The 15,616-nt window shown below is 75.6% G+C and carries 19 protein-coding genes and 2 riboswitches; of the genes, 13 read left to right on the top strand and 6 right to left on the bottom strand.

The annotated features are described in order from the left end of the window. Positions 1-31 precede the first annotated feature (31 nt). The 3 genes from ACI79T_RS16360 to msrA form a co-directional block, all read right to left on the bottom strand. The gene (locus tag ACI79T_RS16360; RefSeq protein ID WP_456611139.1) at positions 32-1,162 is read right to left on the bottom strand and encodes a class I SAM-dependent methyltransferase; all 1,131 of its coding nucleotides are present in this window, start codon (positions 1,160-1,162) and stop codon (positions 32-34) included. Between the two features lie 8 nt (positions 1,163-1,170). Next, positions 1,171-2,088: a haloalkane dehalogenase gene (locus ACI79T_RS16355; RefSeq protein WP_456611138.1), complete on the bottom strand. Its 918-nt coding sequence runs from the start codon at positions 2,086-2,088 to the stop codon at positions 1,171-1,173. A 93-nt stretch (positions 2,089-2,181) separates the two neighbouring features. Beyond that, positions 2,182-2,835, bottom strand: a complete 654-nt coding sequence (msrA, locus tag ACI79T_RS16350; RefSeq protein ID WP_456611137.1) for a peptide-methionine (S)-S-oxide reductase MsrA — start codon at positions 2,833-2,835, stop codon at positions 2,182-2,184. Between the two features lie 95 nt (positions 2,836-2,930). Between msrA and ACI79T_RS16345 the strand changes: the two genes are divergently transcribed. From ACI79T_RS16345 to ACI79T_RS16330, 4 genes are all read left to right on the top strand, one after another. Then, positions 2,931-3,938, top strand: coding sequence for an NADP-dependent oxidoreductase (locus tag ACI79T_RS16345; RefSeq protein WP_456611136.1), 1,008 nt, complete (start codon positions 2,931-2,933; stop codon positions 3,936-3,938). A 42-nt stretch (positions 3,939-3,980) separates the two neighbouring features. Further along, complete coding sequence (locus tag ACI79T_RS16340) at positions 3,981-4,199, top strand: hypothetical protein (protein ID WP_456611135.1); 219 nt, start codon at positions 3,981-3,983, stop codon at positions 4,197-4,199. Continuing rightward, the gene (locus ACI79T_RS16335) at positions 4,196-4,882 is read left to right on the top strand and encodes an alpha/beta fold hydrolase (RefSeq protein WP_456611134.1); all 687 of its coding nucleotides are present in this window, start codon (positions 4,196-4,198) and stop codon (positions 4,880-4,882) included. The genes ACI79T_RS16340 and ACI79T_RS16335 overlap by 4 nt, the downstream gene beginning before the upstream one ends. A gap of 78 nt (positions 4,883-4,960) precedes the next feature. Continuing rightward, entirely contained in the window at positions 4,961-5,404 is a 444-nt protein-coding gene (locus tag ACI79T_RS16330; RefSeq protein ID WP_456611205.1) for a rhodanese-like domain-containing protein, read from the top strand. 45 nt (positions 5,405-5,449) lie between these two features. On the opposite strand, the gene ACI79T_RS16325 is transcribed toward ACI79T_RS16330, so the two are convergent. Continuing rightward, positions 5,450-6,253: an SDR family NAD(P)-dependent oxidoreductase gene (locus ACI79T_RS16325; protein ID WP_456611133.1), complete on the bottom strand. Its 804-nt coding sequence runs from the start codon at positions 6,251-6,253 to the stop codon at positions 5,450-5,452. Positions 6,254-6,371: 118 nt separating this feature from the next. Here ACI79T_RS16325 and ACI79T_RS16320 point away from each other — a divergent pair, with 118 nt between their 5' ends. Next, positions 6,372-7,091 carry a Mut7-C RNAse domain-containing protein gene (locus ACI79T_RS16320; RefSeq protein ID WP_456611132.1) on the top strand — a complete coding sequence of 240 codons (720 nt, stop codon included), beginning with the start codon at positions 6,372-6,374 and terminating at the stop codon, positions 7,089-7,091. A gap of 97 nt (positions 7,092-7,188) precedes the next feature. After that, positions 7,189-8,478, top strand: a complete 1,290-nt coding sequence (locus ACI79T_RS16315; protein ID WP_456611131.1) for an Nramp family divalent metal transporter — start codon at positions 7,189-7,191, stop codon at positions 8,476-8,478. A gap of 16 nt (positions 8,479-8,494) precedes the next feature. Here the strand turns inward: ACI79T_RS16315 and ACI79T_RS16310 are convergent, their stop codons facing one another. Together ACI79T_RS16310 and ACI79T_RS16305 are read right to left on the bottom strand one after the other, a co-directional pair. Further along, a complete protein-coding gene (locus tag ACI79T_RS16310) occupies positions 8,495-9,118 on the bottom strand; it encodes a TenA family protein (protein ID WP_456611130.1) in 624 nt (207 codons plus the stop codon). Beyond that, positions 9,115-9,708, bottom strand: coding sequence for a thiaminase II/PqqC family protein (locus ACI79T_RS16305; protein ID WP_456611129.1), 594 nt, complete (start codon positions 9,706-9,708; stop codon positions 9,115-9,117). Before ACI79T_RS16305 ends, ACI79T_RS16310 begins: the two co-directional genes overlap by 4 nt. Positions 9,709-9,756: 48 nt before the next feature. Next, positions 9,757-9,868, top strand: a riboswitch (TPP riboswitch). On the opposite strand from ACI79T_RS16305, the gene ACI79T_RS16300 reads away from it, so the two are divergent. The 7 genes from ACI79T_RS16300 to ACI79T_RS16270 all read left to right on the top strand — a co-directional run bounded on the left by ACI79T_RS16300 (position 9,859) and on the right by ACI79T_RS16270 (position 15,457). After that, positions 9,859-11,211, top strand: coding sequence for a purine-cytosine permease family protein (locus ACI79T_RS16300; RefSeq protein ID WP_456611128.1), 1,353 nt, complete (start codon positions 9,859-9,861; stop codon positions 11,209-11,211). It overlaps the preceding riboswitch by 10 nt. After that, complete coding sequence (thiE, locus tag ACI79T_RS16295) at positions 11,208-11,864, top strand: thiamine phosphate synthase (protein ID WP_456611127.1); 657 nt, start codon at positions 11,208-11,210, stop codon at positions 11,862-11,864. The genes ACI79T_RS16300 and thiE overlap by 4 nt, the downstream gene beginning before the upstream one ends. Next, positions 11,861-13,003 (top strand): glycine oxidase ThiO, encoded by a 1,143-nt coding sequence (gene thiO, locus ACI79T_RS16290; RefSeq protein ID WP_456611126.1) that lies wholly within the window; start codon positions 11,861-11,863, stop codon positions 13,001-13,003. Before thiE ends, thiO begins: the two co-directional genes overlap by 4 nt. A gap of 3 nt (positions 13,004-13,006) precedes the next feature. Further along, positions 13,007-13,207 (top strand): sulfur carrier protein ThiS, encoded by a 201-nt coding sequence (thiS, locus tag ACI79T_RS16285; RefSeq protein WP_456611125.1) that lies wholly within the window; start codon positions 13,007-13,009, stop codon positions 13,205-13,207. A gap of 2 nt (positions 13,208-13,209) precedes the next feature. After that, positions 13,210-14,052, top strand: coding sequence for a thiazole synthase (locus ACI79T_RS16280; protein ID WP_456611124.1), 843 nt, complete (start codon positions 13,210-13,212; stop codon positions 14,050-14,052). After that, positions 14,049-14,654, top strand: a complete 606-nt coding sequence (locus ACI79T_RS16275) for a thiamine phosphate synthase (RefSeq protein ID WP_456611123.1) — start codon at positions 14,049-14,051, stop codon at positions 14,652-14,654. The genes ACI79T_RS16280 and ACI79T_RS16275 overlap by 4 nt, the downstream gene beginning before the upstream one ends. A gap of 62 nt (positions 14,655-14,716) precedes the next feature. Further along, positions 14,717-14,820, top strand: a riboswitch (TPP riboswitch). Continuing rightward, a complete protein-coding gene (locus tag ACI79T_RS16270) occupies positions 14,819-15,457 on the top strand; it encodes an ECF transporter S component (RefSeq protein ID WP_456611122.1) in 639 nt (212 codons plus the stop codon). Its footprint overlaps the riboswitch before it by 2 nt. Positions 15,458-15,616: the final 159 nt, after the last annotated feature.

Below are 15,616 nucleotides of genomic sequence, written 5' to 3'. Positions count from 1 at the left end.
GCCCGGTTCGGGGCGGGGGAGCCGTGGCGGGTCAGCGGCGGCGGGACACCGTCACCGTGAACTTGGGGTCCTGCCCGGCCGTCCGCGTCGGCCCGACCACGCGGTTCAGCACCGGCCGGTAGCGCAGCGCGGAGTTGTAGACGGTCCACAGCTCGCCCCCGGGTCGCAGCACCCGGGCGGCCGCCGCGAAGAGCCGGTCGGCGGCCGTGGTCACGACCGCGGCGCCGACGTGGAACGGCGGGTTGCAGACGACGAGGTCGACGCTGCGGTCGGGCACCGTGGCCGCGGCGTCGTCCCGGAAGGCCGTCACCCGGTCGCCGACCCCGTTGGCGGCGGCGGTCGCCGCGGCGGAGGCGACCGCCGCTCCGGACTGGTCCACCGCCAGCACCCGCAGCTCCGGCCGGCTGCGCGCCAGCCAGGCGGCCAGCACGCCGGTGCCGCAACCGAGGTCGAGAGCGGTCCGGGCGTCGATGGTCGTATCCGGCAGTGCGCGCAGCAGCGCCCGGGTGCCGATGTCGATCTTCGTGCCGGCGAAGGCGGCGCCGTGGGCGCAGACGGTCAGCCCCAGGTCGGGGTGCACCTGCCGCCGGGGGAACGACGACGACCCGGGCCGTGGCCCGCGGGCGACGAGGACCCGCGACTTCTGCCGGGCCAGCGTCGCCGACACCTCGCCGAACGAGGCCCCCAGGACGTCGTTCATCGCGTGCGTCATGTACTTCACGCGGCCGCCCACCAGGACGGTGACGTCGGGGGCCGCGGAGGCGGCGACGACCTCGGCGATCTCCCGCAGCGCGTCCAGCGCCTTGGGCGCCTTGACCAGCACCACCCGGGCACCGGCGGCCAGCTCCGAGCCCAGCGGCAGCGATCGGGAGCTGCCCGGCAGGCCGACCCGCTCGGCGTTCGCGGCCAGCGCCCGCTCCCCCACCAGCAGGTCCTGGCTCACCCGCACGCCGGTGAGCCCGTGCCGGGCGGCCAGCCCCAGGGCCAGCGCCCCGTAGGAGTCGTCGACGACGGCGACCTCGGCGCCGTCGCAGCCGGCGACGAGCTCGGCCGCGGTGTCGAGCAGCAGCCGGTCGGTCGCGTCGACGGCGACCAGGTCGGGCGCTTCGACGTCCGGTTCCCGCCGCAGCGCCCCGAGCACGTCGGCCGCGGAGACGGGCACGTCCACCGTCAGGACCGGGGGGTGGCGGCGACGAGGTCGGCGACCACCCGGGCGAGCTCGGGGCCGACGTCCTCCTGGAGGAAGTGCCCGCCGCCGGGCAGCGTCGTGTGCGCCATGTCCCGGGCGCCAGGCACGAGCTTCTGGAACACCCGCTCGCCCCCGCCGGTGATCGGGTCGCCGTCGGAGAACGCCGTCAGGAAGGGCTTCTCCCAGCGGGTCAGCACCTCCCAGGCCGCCCGGTTCGCGGCGGCCGCCGGGTCGTCGGGCGACGTCGGCACCAGGGCGGGGAACTGCCGGGCCCCGGCGGTGTACCGGTCGTCCGGGAACGGCGCGTCGTAGGCGGCGACGACCTCGGGCGCGAGCCCGCCGACGGTGCCGTTGCCGACGATCCGGCCGATGTGGAACTCCGGGCTCTCCTGGGAGAACCGCTGCCAGGCGAGGAACGCCTCGCTCATCTTCTGGTCGCCGGTCGGCAGGCCGGTGTTGGCCACCACGACCCGGGCGAACCGGTCGGGGTTCTCCGCGACCAGCCGCAGCCCGATCAGCCCGCCCCAGTCCTGGCAGACCAGCGTGACGTCGCGCAGGTCCAGCTCGTCCAGCAGCGCCTGCCGCATCCACGCCACGTGGCGGGCGTAGGTGTACGCCGTGCGGTCGACCGGCTTGTCCGACCGGCCGAACCCGACCAGGTCGGGGACGACGACGCGCAGGCCGGCGTCGACCAGCACCGGGATCATCCGGCGGTAGAGGAACGACCAGGACGGCTCGCCGTGCAGGAGCAGCACCGTCTCGCCGTCCGCGGGGCCCTCGTCCAGGTAGGCGATCCGCAGCCGCCCGCCCTCGCCGTCGTCCACCTCGACGTAGCGGGGCTCGAACGGGAAGTCGGGCAGGTCGGTGAACCGCTCGTCGGGCGTCCGCAGGATGTCCATGATGCGACCTCTCCGTTCCAGGCATAGGAACCTATGCCTACGGTTTCGGGGCCTGAACCGTAGGCATTGCCTCCTATGCCCGGGGGGAGCGGGTCAGACGCCGGGCAGGCCCACCGGGCAGGAGACGCCGGTCGAGTGCACCGGGCAGTAACCGTTGGGGACCTTGTAGAGGTACTGCTGGTGGTAGTCCTCCGCGTAGAAGAACTTCCCCAGCGGTGCGATCTCGGTGGTGATCTCGCCGTAGCCGGCCGCCTTCAGCCGCTCCTGGTAGGCCTCGCGGGTGGCCAGCGCGGCCTTCTCCTGCTCCGGCGAGGAGAAGTAGATCGCCGAGCGGTACTGGGTGCCGATGTCGTTGCCCTGCCGCATGCCCTGCGTCGGGTCGTGGTCCTCCCAGAACGCCTTGAGCAGCTGCTCGTAGGAGGTCACGGCGGGATCGAAGACCACGAGCACGACCTCGGTGTGCCCGGTCCGCGCCGAGCAGACCTCGTCGTACGTGGGGTTCGGCGTGTGCCCGCCGGCGTAGCCCGCCGCGGTCGAGTAGACACCCGGGAGCTCCCAGAACACCTTCTCCACGCCCCAGAAGCACCCGGCGCCGAAGACCGCGGTCTGCATGCCGTCGGGGAAGGGCGGCTGGATGCGGTTGCCGTTGATCGCGTGCACCTCGGGCACGTGCGGCAGCGGGTCGGGACGGCCGGGCAGCGCGTCCTCGGCCGGGACGGGCTGCGTCTTGATCCGGGAGAACAACATGCCTCGAGCGTAGGCCCGGGCCGCAACCCGACCGCGCGCCACCGGACCGGGCGCTGCGGCCCTGACCTGCACGGGGCAGGATCGCGGACGTGCCCGTGACGACGCGTGAATGGCAGCTGGCGGCCCGTCCGCACGGCGAGCCGACCCCCGACGACTTCCGCCTGGTCGAGCTGGAGCGGCCCGATCCGGCCGACGGCCAGGTCGTCGTCCGGATGCTGGTGATGAGCGTCGACCCGTACATGCGCGGCCGCATGAACGCGGAGAAGTCCTACGCGGCCAGCTGGGAGGTCGGCGAGACGATGAAGGGCGGGGCGGTCGGCCGGGTGGTCGCCTCCCGCTCCCCCGACGTGCCCGAGGGGGCCCTCGTCCTCGCCGACGCCGCCTGGCGGGACGTCGCCGTGCTCGACGCCGCGCACGTCCGCGTGCTGCCCGAGCTGCCGGGCATCCCGCCCAGCTACCACCTGGGCGTCCTCGGCATGCCCGGCCTCACCGCCTGGGCGGGGCTGTTCCGGCTGGCCGCCTTCCAGGAGGGCGACGCCGTCTTCGTCTCCGGTGCCGCCGGCGCGGTCGGCAGCCTGGTCGGCCAGTTCGCGAAGCTGTTCGGCGCCTCCGCGGTCATCGGCAGCGCGGGCACGCCGGAGAAGGTGCGCTGGCTGACCGAGGAGCTCGGGTTCACCGCGGCCTTCGACTACCACGACGGGCCGGTCCGGGAGCAGCTCGCGGCGGCGGCGCCCGGCGGCATCGACGTCTTCTTCGACAACGTCGGGGGCGAGCACCTCGAGGCGGCCATCGGCGCGTTCAACGAGTTCGGCCGGGCCGCGCTGTGCGGGGCCATCTCGGGCTACAACGCCGTCGAGCCGCAGCCGGGGCCCCGCAACATGTTCATGCTCGTGACGAAGAAGCTCAGCCTGCGCGGGTTCATCGTCGGGGACCACGCGGACATGCGGGACGAGTTCGCCGAGAAGGTGGGCGGGCTGCTCACCTCGGGGAAGCTCGTCGTCCGCGAGACCGTCCGCGAGGGGCTGGACGACGCGGTGGAGACCTTCCTCGACCTCCTCCGTGGCGGGAACACCGGGAAGATGGTCGTCAAGCTGGCCGACTGACCCGGCGGTTCCCGGGGACGACGGCGGGGCAAAGTGCACCCCATGTGGCTCTTCCTCACCCGCCGGCTGCGCATGTGGCTGATCCTGACCGTCGTCGTCCCCCTGGCCACCGGCGTGGTGCGCCGGCTCGGGCGGGCGCTCGAGCAGCGCCGCGGCCCGTCCACGGTCAGCAACGCCCTCCTCAAGGCCGGTGACCTCGGCGATCGCGCCCGGGCGAGCCTGGGCGGCGGCCGCCGGTCCCGCCGGTCCCGCCGGGCGTGACCCAGCCGGTCCTCGAGACCCGGCCGGCGACCACCGGGGCCCGCGCGGTCGCGCTGTTCTGCCACGGCGGGACGGTCGCCAGCGTGGAGCCGCCCAAGGAGCGGGCCCTCTCGCTGGTGCGGATGCGGGCGATCGAGCAGTTCGTGTCCTCGGCCGCCGCGGATCAGGGGCTGACCACCGGCCTGCTGCGCTACCGGGTGGCCGGCTGGAACGGTGCCGCCGCCGACGCCTACGCCGATGTGCGCTGGGCCCTGGACCGGATCCGCGCCGAGCACGGCGACCTGCCGGTGGTGCTCGTCGGCCACTCGATGGGCGGCCGGGCGGCGCTGCGGGCCGGCGGGCACGACGGCGTCACGGCGGTGTGCGCCCTCGCGCCGTGGACGCCGCCCGGCGAGCCGGTGGAGCACCTGCGGGACCGGACCGTGGCCATCCTGCACGGTCGCGGCGACCGCTGGGTGCCCGCGCAGCTCTCCGCCGACTTCGCCGTGCGGGCCCAGCGCGCCGGCGCCCGGGTGGCCCGGTTCACCCTCGCGGGCGGGCACAGCATGCTGCGCTCGGCGCACCGCTGGCACACCTTCACCCGCGACGTCGTCCTGGCCGGCGCGGGGCTCGCGCCGATGCGGGCCGACGTCGCCACCGCGCTGGCCCGGCCGGCGCCGGAGGGCCTGGCCGTTCCGCTCTGACGACGGCAGCTCCGCTGCGACGATCGGCAGCCGCGGGCCTCGTCGGCCCCGGACGGGGTCCCTAGCGTCGGGCCGGTGATGGACTGGAGCACCGAGCCCGCCGCGGCCGCCGCCCACTTCGCCTCCCGGCTGGCCGTGGAGACCGACGTCAGCGACGTGCACGCCGCCCTGGAGTCCGGCCGGCCGGGCTTCGTCCTGCTCGACAGCCGCAGCAGGGCGGCGTGGGAGCAGGGGCACGTGCCCGGGGCGGTGCACCTGCCGGGCGCCGAGATCCCCGACCGGGCCCCCACCGAGCTGGATCCCGCGGTGCCGGTGGTGACCTACTGCTGGGGCCCCGGGTGCAACGGTGCGACCCGCGCGGCCCTGCGGCTGGCGCTGCTCGGCCACCGGGTGCGGGAGATGATCGGCGGCTTCGAGTACTGGGCCCGGGAGGGCCTTCCCGTGGTGCGCCCGGCCGGGGTGCGCCGGGACGCCGTCGACCCGCTCACCGCCCCGGCCCCGGGGACCAGCTGCGGGTGCTGACCCCGTCCCCGGCCGGGCCCACGGCGGCCCGTCCGGCCCGACCGCTCACCCGTCGGCGGAGCCCGGGGCGGCCATCGGCTTCATCGTCTTCGCGGCGACCGTGTCGGGGGTCAGCGCCGACATGCGCCCCATGGCCTTGCTGGCCAGGGACCCGGCGAACACGGTGGCCTCGCCCTTCATCAGGGCCCGGAAGCCCTGCTCCGCCACCTGCGCCGGGTCGTCCTTCTTGTCCGAGGCGCCGAGCTTGGTGTCGGTGAGGTCGCCGCGGTCGAAGAACTCGGTGTCGGTGGGGCCGGGCAGCATGGCCGTGACCGTGACGTCGGTGTCGGCGAGCTCCTCGCGCAGCGCCAGCGCCAGCGACTGGACGAACGCCTTCGACGCCCCGTAGACCGCCTGGAAGGGCTGGGGCGCCTGGGACGCGACCGACGAGGTGAAGAGGATCCGCCCCTCGTTCCGGACCACCATGTCCTGGGCCACCCGCTTGGCGAGGTGCATCGTCGAGACGCAGTTGAGCGCCACCAGCTCCAGCTCCGCCTCCAGGTCGGTCTCGACGAACCGGCCGCCGACGCCGACGCCGGCGTTGAGGGCGGCCGCGTCGAGGGGGCGGCCGGCACCGCGCACGGCGGCCACCAGCTTCTCGACCTCCTCGCGGCGGGTGAGGTCGGCGCGCACCGGGGAGACGGCGGCGCCGCGCTGGCGCAGCTGCAGGGTCGCCGCCTCCAGCTCGGTGTCCTCCGCGGCGACGATCAGGTCGTAGCCGTGCTCGGCGAACTGCTTGGCCAGCTCCAGCCCGATGCCGCTGGAGGCACCGGTGACGAGGGCGAGGGGACGGACGGCGGTGTCGGGCACGGGATCTCCACGGAACGGGGACGGCGGACGGCGGGTCCGTGCCCAGGACGGCCGCGGCCCACTCCTGGAGACCGGCGAGCACGTGTCACGCGACGGATCCGCCGGGTAGGGCCCCGGCATGGCCGAGGACGTCGCCGTCGCGGTCCCACCCGCGCTGCGGTTCCTCCTGCCGGCGCGGGACCGCGCCGGCGGCGTCCGGCGGCTGCGGTTCGATCCCGACGCGACGCTGGGCCACCTGGTGCGCGCGGCGGGCGTGCCGCCGACCGAGGTCGGCTCCCTGCGGCTGGACGGGGAGCCGGCGCCCTCCGCCGCCCGTGCCCGGCCGGGCAGCACCGTCGCGATCGGGGAGCGCTCCCGCCCGCAGGCCGCGCCGCCGGGCGGCTACCTGCTGGACGTCGGCCTCGGCGCACTGGCCCGCCGGCTGCGGCTGCTCGGGCTGGACGCGGCCTGGTCGAACCGGGCCGAGGACGCCGACCTCGTCGCCCGGGCCGTCGCGGAGGAACGGGTGCTGCTCACCCAGGACCGCGGGCTGCTCATGCGCGCGGCCGTGCGGCACGGGGCCCTCGTCCGCGGCTCGGGCACCGGGGCCCAGCTCGCCGACGTCCTGGACCGCTTCGCGCCGGCCCTGGCGCCGTTGACCCGGTGCCCCGCCTGCGGCGGCGGCGTCCAGCCGGTGCCGAAGGCCGAGGTCGCCGACCTGCTCGAGCCGGGCACGCGGCGCAGCTACGACGAGTTCGCGCGGTGCACCGCCTGCGGCCGGGTGTACTGGCGCGGCGCGCACGCCCGGCGCATCGACGCCCTGGTGCGCGGGGCCGAGGCGCGGGCAAGGCCAGGCTGACCTTGGCCCCCGGGGGCCACGGGTCGGCCCCGGCGTGACACCCCGCTCGGGCAGGACAGGAGCGACCGCCCAGTCCTGGACCGCCCGGAGGCCGCCCGTGTACCTGTCGAAGACCGAGGCCGCCGTCCTGCCGACCACGCTCGGGGCGCCCGCCCGCCCCGCGCCGCCCGCACCGGGCCGGCGCCGGCTGTGGTCGATGCTGGGCCCGGCGTTCGTCGCCGCCGTCGCCTACGTCGACCCGGGCAACTTCGCGACCAACTTCTCCGGTGGCGCGGCGTTCGGGTACACGCTGCTGTGGGTCATCGTCGCGGCCAACCTCATGGCGATGCTGATCCAGTCGCTGACGGCGAAGCTGGGGCTGGCCACCGGCCGCGACCTGGCCACGCTCTGCCGCGAGCGCCTCCCCCGGCCGGTCACCTGGGGGCTCTGGCTGCAGGCGGAGGCCGTGGCCATCGCCACGGACCTCGCCGAGATCGTCGGCGGCGCGGTCGCCCTGAACCTGCTGTTCGGGGTGCCGCTGCCGATCGGTGGGCTGATCACCGCGGTCGTCGCCTTCATCCTGCTGGCGGCCCAGTCCCGCGGGCACCGGCCCTTCGAGCGGGTCATCACCGGGCTGCTGCTGGTCGTCGGCCTGGGCTTCGGCTACACGCTGATCGGCGCCGGCGTCGACATGGGCGGCGTGGCCAGCGGGATGGTGCCCTCGTTCGAGGGCGCCGACAGCATCGTGCTGGCCACCGGCATCCTCGGCGCCACGGTCATGCCGCACGTCATCTACGTCCACTCCGCGCTCACGCCCGGCCGGTACGGCGACACGGTCACCGCCGGCCGCACCCACCAGGGACGGCGGCGGCTGCTGCGGGCCCAGCGGCTGGACGTGCTGCTGGCGATGGGCCTGGCCGGGCTGGTCAACGCCGCGATGCTGATCATCGCCGCGCAGCTGTTCACCAGCGGCAGCGGCGCCGACACCCTCGAGGGCGTGCACGCCGGCCTGGGCGACCAGCTGGGCACCGGCGCGGCGCTGGCCTTCGCCCTCGCGCTGCTGGCCTCCGGGTTCGCCTCGTCCTCGGTCGGCACGCACGCCGGTCAGGTGGTCATGGCCGGGTTCCTGCGCAAGCACATCCCGGTGCTCACCCGCCGGCTGATCACCCTCGCACCGGCGCTGGCGGTGCTCGTGCTCGGCGGCGACCCCACCACCGCCCTGGTGTGGTCGCAGGTGGTGCTGTCCTTCGGCATCCCGTTCGCGCTGGTCCCGCTGCTGTGGCTGACCAGCCGCCGCGACCTGATGGCCGGCTGGGTCAACCGCCGGATCACCACGGTCGCCGGCAGCGTGATCGCCGTGCTGATCATCGGGCTCAACGCCCATCTGCTCCTCGGCCTGCTCGGCTGACCGGCGCCAGGACCCGCTAGGTCGTACGCCAGGCCGCGTCGAAGAACCCCAGTTCCAGCCGCATGGCCCGGCGATAGGCGGTGCGCACGGCCGGGTCGTCGGTGGCCACGGCGTCGAGCAGGCTCTCCAGGGTCGCCGCCAGCTGCTCGAACGACGGGTCGGCGTAGGTGGCGACCCACTCGGCGTACTCGCCGGCCGGGGCGCGGTCGGCGGCGAGCGACTGCCCCAGGTGCGCGTAGAGCCGCATGCACGGGGTCATCGCGGCGCAGGTGAGCCCCGCCCCACCGAGGGACGCCGTGGCCAACAGGAAGTCCGTGTACGCCGACGTGGCGGGCCACGGCTCGACGGCGGCCAGGTCGATCCCCCACCGGTCCGCATAACCGGCGTGCAGGCGCAGCTCCTCGCGCACGCCGGCGAGCAGGTCGGCGAAGGCGTCCAGGGTCGCCCGGTCGGGGCTGTGCGCCACCCCGAGGCCGTAGGCCCGGGCGAACGACTCGAGGAAGAAGGCGTCCTGAGCGACGTACCCGGCGAACCGCTCCCGCGGAAGCGTGCCGTCGGAGATGCCCTGCACGAAGGGGTGCTCCAGCGCCGCGGTCGCGAGATCGGTCTCGGCCGTCCAGAGATCGTGGGACAGGGTCACCCTGCTGCCACCGCCATGTCCCAGAACGCGATCTCCGCGCTGACGACCTCGCAGAAGACGGCCTCGTCGCCCCCGCCGGCGGCGTCGGCCGCCGCGGCCAGGCTCCGCACATAGCTGCCGAAGTCGGGACCGGTCCAGTGCTCGACGAAGTCGCGGTAGGCCGGCGCGCCCGGCAGGGCCGCCGACCAGGCATCGAGGTAGGTGCGCTCGATCGTCCACAAGGCGGTCAGCGCGGCCCGGACATCGGCGCCGTCGAGCCGCTCCAGCAGCTCCGCGTAGGCGGCGGTGACCGGGAGCGCGGGCGCGGAGAGATCCAGCCCCCGGGTGGCGGCCTGCTCCTCGAACCAGTCCAGTTCCTGGACCAGTGCCAGCGCGCCGCGGGCGAGCACCTCCTGCGCCCGCCGGGGCGCCCGGGGGATCAGGCGCGCCTGGAAGCGCAGCAGGTCGGCGACGAAGCGTGCGTCCTGCACCAGCCACGTGTCGAACGCCGACGGCGCGATCGTGCCGTCCCGCACGGCGTCGAGGAAGGGATGCCGGGTGGCCCGTTCCCAGGCCTGTGCATGGCGGACGGGCAGCTCGGAGACCCACATGGGCGCCGACTGTAGGAGAGAGGGCCTAGGGTGGCGGCGTCACGGCCCAGACCGTGATGCGGGAGCTCGGATCGACCGGGCTGAGAGGGCGGCTGACGCGCCGCCGACCGCTGGAACCTGACCGGGTAATGCCGGCGTAGGGAGCGTCTCGTGAACACATCCGCCACCGTCCACCCTTCCGGTGCGTCCGGGGACGCACCGCTCACCCTGTCCGAGCCGCCGCCGCGGAGCCTCGGCCTGCGGGAGACCGCCGGCCTCTGGGCCAGCCTGGGCATCAGCCTGCTGCTGCCCGTCGCGGCCACCTTCGTGGTCCTCGCCGACCGGCCGCTGTGGCACACGATCGGCGCCATCGTCGTCGGCGCCGCGATCGGCTCCGTGCTGCTCGGGCTGGGCGCCGCCGCCGGGGCCCGCGAGGGCGTGCCGGCGATGGTCCTGCTCCGCGGTCTGCTGGGCCGGCGGACCTCGTTCCTGCCGACCGGGTTCAACCTCGTCCAGTGCGTCGGCTGGGCCGCCTTCGAGATCCTGATCATCGCCGAGGCCGCCGCCCGCGCCCTCGACGCACCGCGCTGGCCGTTCGCGCTCGCCGCCGGCGCCTTCGCCACCCTGATGGCGCTGCGTCCCCTCGGCGTGGTGCGGGTCCTCGCGCGCTACGCCGTCTGGGCGGCGCTCGCCGCGATCGGCTACCTCTTCGTCCAGGTCCTGTCCGAGCCGCTGCCGCCGGTCACCGAGGGCGGCGCGACGTCCTTCTGGACGGCGACCGACATCGTCATCGCGCTGCCGATCTCGTGGTTCCCGCTGGCGGCCGACTACACCCGGCACGTCCGCCGCGGCCGGACCGCCTTCGTCGGGACGGCCTCCGGCTACGGCCTGGCGACCGTGGCCATGTTCAGCCTCGGGGTGATCGCGCTGGCCGCCTACGGCCGTGGCGGCCTCGACGTCATCGATGCGATGCTCGCCGTCCCGCTCGGGCTGGTCGCCGTGCTGGTGCTGCTGGTGGTGGAGGTGGACGAGGCGTTCGCCAACGTCTACTCGACCGCGGTGTCGGCGCAGAACGTGGTCGCCCGGCTCGACCGCCGCGTGCTCGCCGTGGGCGTCGGCGTGGTGGCCACGACCCTCGCCCTCGCCTTCGACCTCGCCGCCTACGAGCCGTTCCTCTTCCTCATCGGTGCCGTGTTCGTCCCCCTCATCGGCGTCTTCGTGGTCGCGTACTACCTGCTGCCCCGGGGGGCGTGGGACGTGTCCGACACCGCGCGCGCCCGCCCGGCGCTGTTGCTGCCCTGGGCGGCCGGCTTCGTGGCGTACCAGCTGACGCTGCCCACCTTCTTCGCCGGTCCGGGTGCGGCCTGGACGACGTGGTGGACCGAGCGGCAGGCCGACCTGGGCATCGACCCGGCCAACGGGTGGTCGGCCTCCCTGATCAGCCTCGCCGTGGCCGCGGTCCTCACGCTGGTGGTCACCGCGCCCGGCGTCGTCCGGCACCGCCGCGGGGCGGGGGCCGCGTGACCCGCCCCCTGGGCGGCCTGCACGTCCTCACCGACGCCCGTGGCGGCCGCGCGGCCCTCGTGGCGGTGACCGCCGCGGTCGCCGCCGGCGCCCCCGTCGTCCAGGTGCGGGCCAAGGACTGCACCGACCGGGTGCTGTACGACTTCGCCGCCGAGGTGCTGGCGTTGTGCGCTCCTGCCGGCGTCACCTGCCTGGTCAACGACCGGGTGGACGTCGCGCTCGCCGTCGGCGCGGCCGGCACCCACCTGGGGGCCACGGACCTGCCGGTCGCGGCGGTCCGCCGGGTCGCGGGTCCGGGACACCTGATCGGCGGCACCGCGCGGGATCCCGAGCGGGCCAGGCAGCTCGTGGCCGAGGGGGCGGACTACCTGGGCGTGGGCCCGTCCTGGCCGACGACGACCAAGACGGGGCTGCCCGACGCCCTGGGCCCGGCGGGCATCCGAGCCGTCGCCGAGGCCGTCGACGTCCCGGTCATCGCCATCGGCGGGGTCACCGCCGAGCGCGTCGCCGACCTCGTCGCCGCCGGCGCCGCCGGGGTCGCCGTGGTGGGCGCGGTCTCCGCCGCGCCCGATCCGGGCGCCGCGACCACCGAGCTGCTCCGTGCGCTGGCCGCGGCCCGTGCGCGGACCGGTTCCACCGGCGACCGGCCGTGATCGACGTGGCCGTCGCCGGTGGCGGGCTCATCGGGCTGTCGGTGGCCTGGCGGGCGGCGCAGCGGGGGCTGAGCGTCACCGTCGTCGACGACGCCCCCGGCGCCGGTGCCTCCTGGGCCGCCGCGGGAATGCTCGCCCCCGTCACCGAGGCGGGGTACGGCGAGGAGTCGCTGCTGCGGCTCTCGCTCGCCTCGCTGCGGGCCTGGCCCGGTTTCGCCGCCGAGGTGGAGCGCGCCGGCGGTCTCCCGGTCGGGCTGCGCACCGCCGGCACCCTGGCCGTCGGGTTCGACGACGACGACATGCGTGCGCTCGATGCGCTGCACGCCTTCCAGCAGGAGCTGGGGTTGGCGGCCGAACGGCTGACCGGGCGGGCCGCCCGGCGACGGGAGCCGGCGCTCACCCCGCGGGTGCGTGGCGGGCTGCTGGTGCCCGGCGACCACTCGGTGGACGGCCGGGCGCTGCATGCGGCGCTGCTGGCCGCGGCGCAGGCCACCGGCGTCCGGCTGGTGCGCGCGCGGGTCGCCGGCGTGCACGTCGACGGCGGCCACGCCGCGGGGTTGCGACTGACCGACGGCGAGCTGCTTTCCGCCGGGACTGTCGTGCTCGCGCTCGGTGCGTGCAGCGGCGGGCTGCCCGGCGTGCCACCGCTGCCGGTCCGCCCGGTCAAGGGCCAGATCCTGCGGCTCGCGGGAGCCACCGGGCTGCTCGACGGCACCGTGCGCGCCCTCGTCCGTGGACGACACGTCTACCTCGTCCCCTACGCCGGTGACCGGCTGATCGTCGGGGCGACCGTCGAGGACCGGGGCTTCGACGCCACCGTCACCGCCGGCGGCGTGCACGAACTGCTGCACGACGCCATCGACGTCGTCCCCGGCGTGAGCGAGCTGGAACTCGTCGAGACGCTCGCCCGCTGGCGACCCGGCACGGCGGACAACGCGCCGCTGCTCGGCCCCTCCGCACTGCCCGGGCTGGCGCTGGCGGCGGGGCATCACCGCAACGGCGTGCTGCTCGCCCCGGTCACCGGCGAGGTCCTCGCCGAGTACCTGGCACGTGGCCGGCTGCCGGACCTCGCTGCCCCCTTCACCGCCGACCGCTTTCCGACCGAACGCCCCACCACCGAATCGTCCGGGAGTCGATGACCCATGCAGGTGACCGTGAACGGCGCCGCCGCCGATGTCGCCGACCAGGCGACCGTTGCCGAGCTCGTCGCCCAGCGCAGCGGCGGGCACGACCGCGTCGCCGTGGCGCTCAACGGCGACGTCGTCCCGCGCAGCAGCTGGGCGGACACCCGGCTCTCGGCAGGCGACGCACTCGAGGTGCTCGCCCCGACCGCAGGAGGCTGACCGTGCCCACGACCGATCCCACCACTCCGGCCCCGGACACGGCCGACCTGGCGCCCGCGCTGGGCCGCGAGGAGGCCACCGACCCCTTCGCGCTGGCCGGGGAGACGTTCACGTCCCGGCTGCTGCTCGGGACCGGCGGTGCGCCCAGCCTGGAGAGCCTGGAGAGGGCGATCCGGGCGTCGGGCACCCAGCTGGTCACCGTCGCGCTGCGCCGGGTGGAGGCCTCCTCCAGCGGGGCGATGCTCGAGGTCCTGGAGCGCTGCGGCGTGCGGCTGCTGCCCAACACCGCCGGCTGCCACACCGCCCGCGAGGCCGTGCTGACCGCCCGGCTCGCCCGGGAGGCCTTCGGCACCTCCTGGGTCAAGCTCGAGGTGATCGGCGACGAACACACCCTGCTGCCCGACGGCGTGGAGCTGCTCGACGCCGCCGAGCAGCTGGTCACCGAGGGCTTCACCGTGCTGGCCTACACCAACGACGACCCGATCCTGGGTCGCCGGCTGGCCGACGCCGGCTGCGCCGCCGTCATGCCGCTGGGCTCACCCATCGGCAGCGGGCTCGGGATCCGGAATCCGCACAACATCGCCCTGCTGCGCGCGGCGGTGTCCGTGCCCGTCGTCCTCGACGCGGGGATCGGCACCGCGTCGGACGCCGCGCTCGCCATGGAGCTCGGCTGCGACGCGGTGCTGCTGGCCTCCGCGGTGACCCGCGCCCGTGCTCCTGAACGGATGGCGCTGGCCATGCGGCAGGCCGTGGAGGCGGGCCGGCTGGCCGCGGGTGCCGGGCGCATCCCCCGGCGCTGGCACGCCGAGGCGTCGACCCCGATGCAGGGCCTGCCCGACCTGTGATCGGCTCGGGGCCCCGGTCGCTCCCCCGGCTGCTGGTGCTCACCGACCGCACGCAGTGCCGCGGGGACCTCACCGGCACGGTGGCCAGGGCCGTGGCGGCCGGGGCGCGGGCGGTCGTGCTGCGGGAGAAGGACCTACCGCTGCGCGAGCGCGTCGCGCTCGCCGCCGACCTGCGGAACGTGCTGGCGTCGGTGGACGGCGTGCTGGTGTGGTCGGGCGCCGACGGCAGCGGTGGCGAGGCGGCCGTGCACCTGTCCGCCCGGGACGCGTTCCCCGAGCGGAGACCCGCTGTGGTCGGGCGCTCCTGCCACTCGGCGGCCGAGGTCGCGCAGGCGGCAGCGGAGGGCTGCGACCACGTCTTCGTGTCGCCGGTCTTCCTCACCGCCTCCAAGCCGGGTTACGGCCCCGCACTGGGCCTGGACGGGCTCGCCGCGCTCGTCCGCGGCGCCCCACCGGTCTACGCGCTCGGCGGCATCGAGCCGGTGGGCGTCCCGGGCTGCCTGGCCGCCGGAGCCCGGGGAGTCGCGGTGATGGGCCCGGTCATGCGCGAGCCCGATCTCGTCGGGACCTACCTGGAGGCGCTCAGGACGAGCACGGCGTGATCGGGGACCCACCCCCGCCTCCGGCGCGGGAGATTTGGCCGTAGGCTCGTCCACGACAATCGAACACACAGCAGGGGAGCGCTTCGGCGCTGAGAGTGCGGGACACCGCAGACCCTCGAACCTGATCCGGGTCATGCCGGCGCAGGGAGTCTGGAGGAAGAGACATGGCCCGACCGGCCGTCCATCCGTCGCACGCCGGGACCACCGGGCAGCAGCCCGGTTCCGTCCGGTGGCGCACCGTCGACATCATCGTCACCGCCGTCCTGGGCGTCGCCTTCGGCGCCGTCTTCTGGGCGTGGAACCTCTTCGCCGAGGCGGCGTCCACGCCGCTGGACTTCTTCCCGCCCATCAAGGGGCTGCTCAACGGCGTCTTCCTGATGCCGGGCGTGGTCGCCGGCCTGCTGGTCCGCAAGCCTGGCGCCGCCACCTTCGCCTCGACCATGGCCGCCGCGGTCAGCCTGCTCCTGGGCTCCCCCTACGGCGGCATCATCATCGTCTACGGCCTGGTGCAGGGCCTCGGCGCCGAGCTGGGCTTCCTGCTCACCCGCTACCGCACCTTCGGCTGGGGCACCGCGATCCTGGCCGCGATCACCGCCGGGCTGTCGACGTCGATCCTCGACCTGACGCTCTACTACCCGGTGTCGGCGGACTACCCGTTCTGGGTGTTCACGCTGCCCTACACCCTGGCCACGGTGCTCTCCAGCGTGCTGCTCGCCGGCGTCGTCGGGCTCCTGCTGGTGCGTGCGCTGGCCCGCACGGGGGCGCTGAGCTCCTTCGCCGCGGGCCACCGCCAGCGGGTCTGACCCGGCGCCGCGTGCTCCGGAGGAGTTCTCCCGGCGGGGGGGGGGGGGGGGGGGGGGGGGGGGGGGGGGGGGGGGGGGGGGGGGGGGGGGGGGGGGGGGGGGGGGGGGGGGGGGGGGGGGGGGGGGGGGGGGGGGGGGGGGGGGGGGGGGGGGGGGGGG

This window comes from Blastococcus sp. SYSU DS0619 (genome assembly GCF_054051035.1).
The sequence above is the reverse complement of the archived record's forward strand: the minus strand, read 5'-3'. Positions and strand labels throughout refer to the sequence as shown.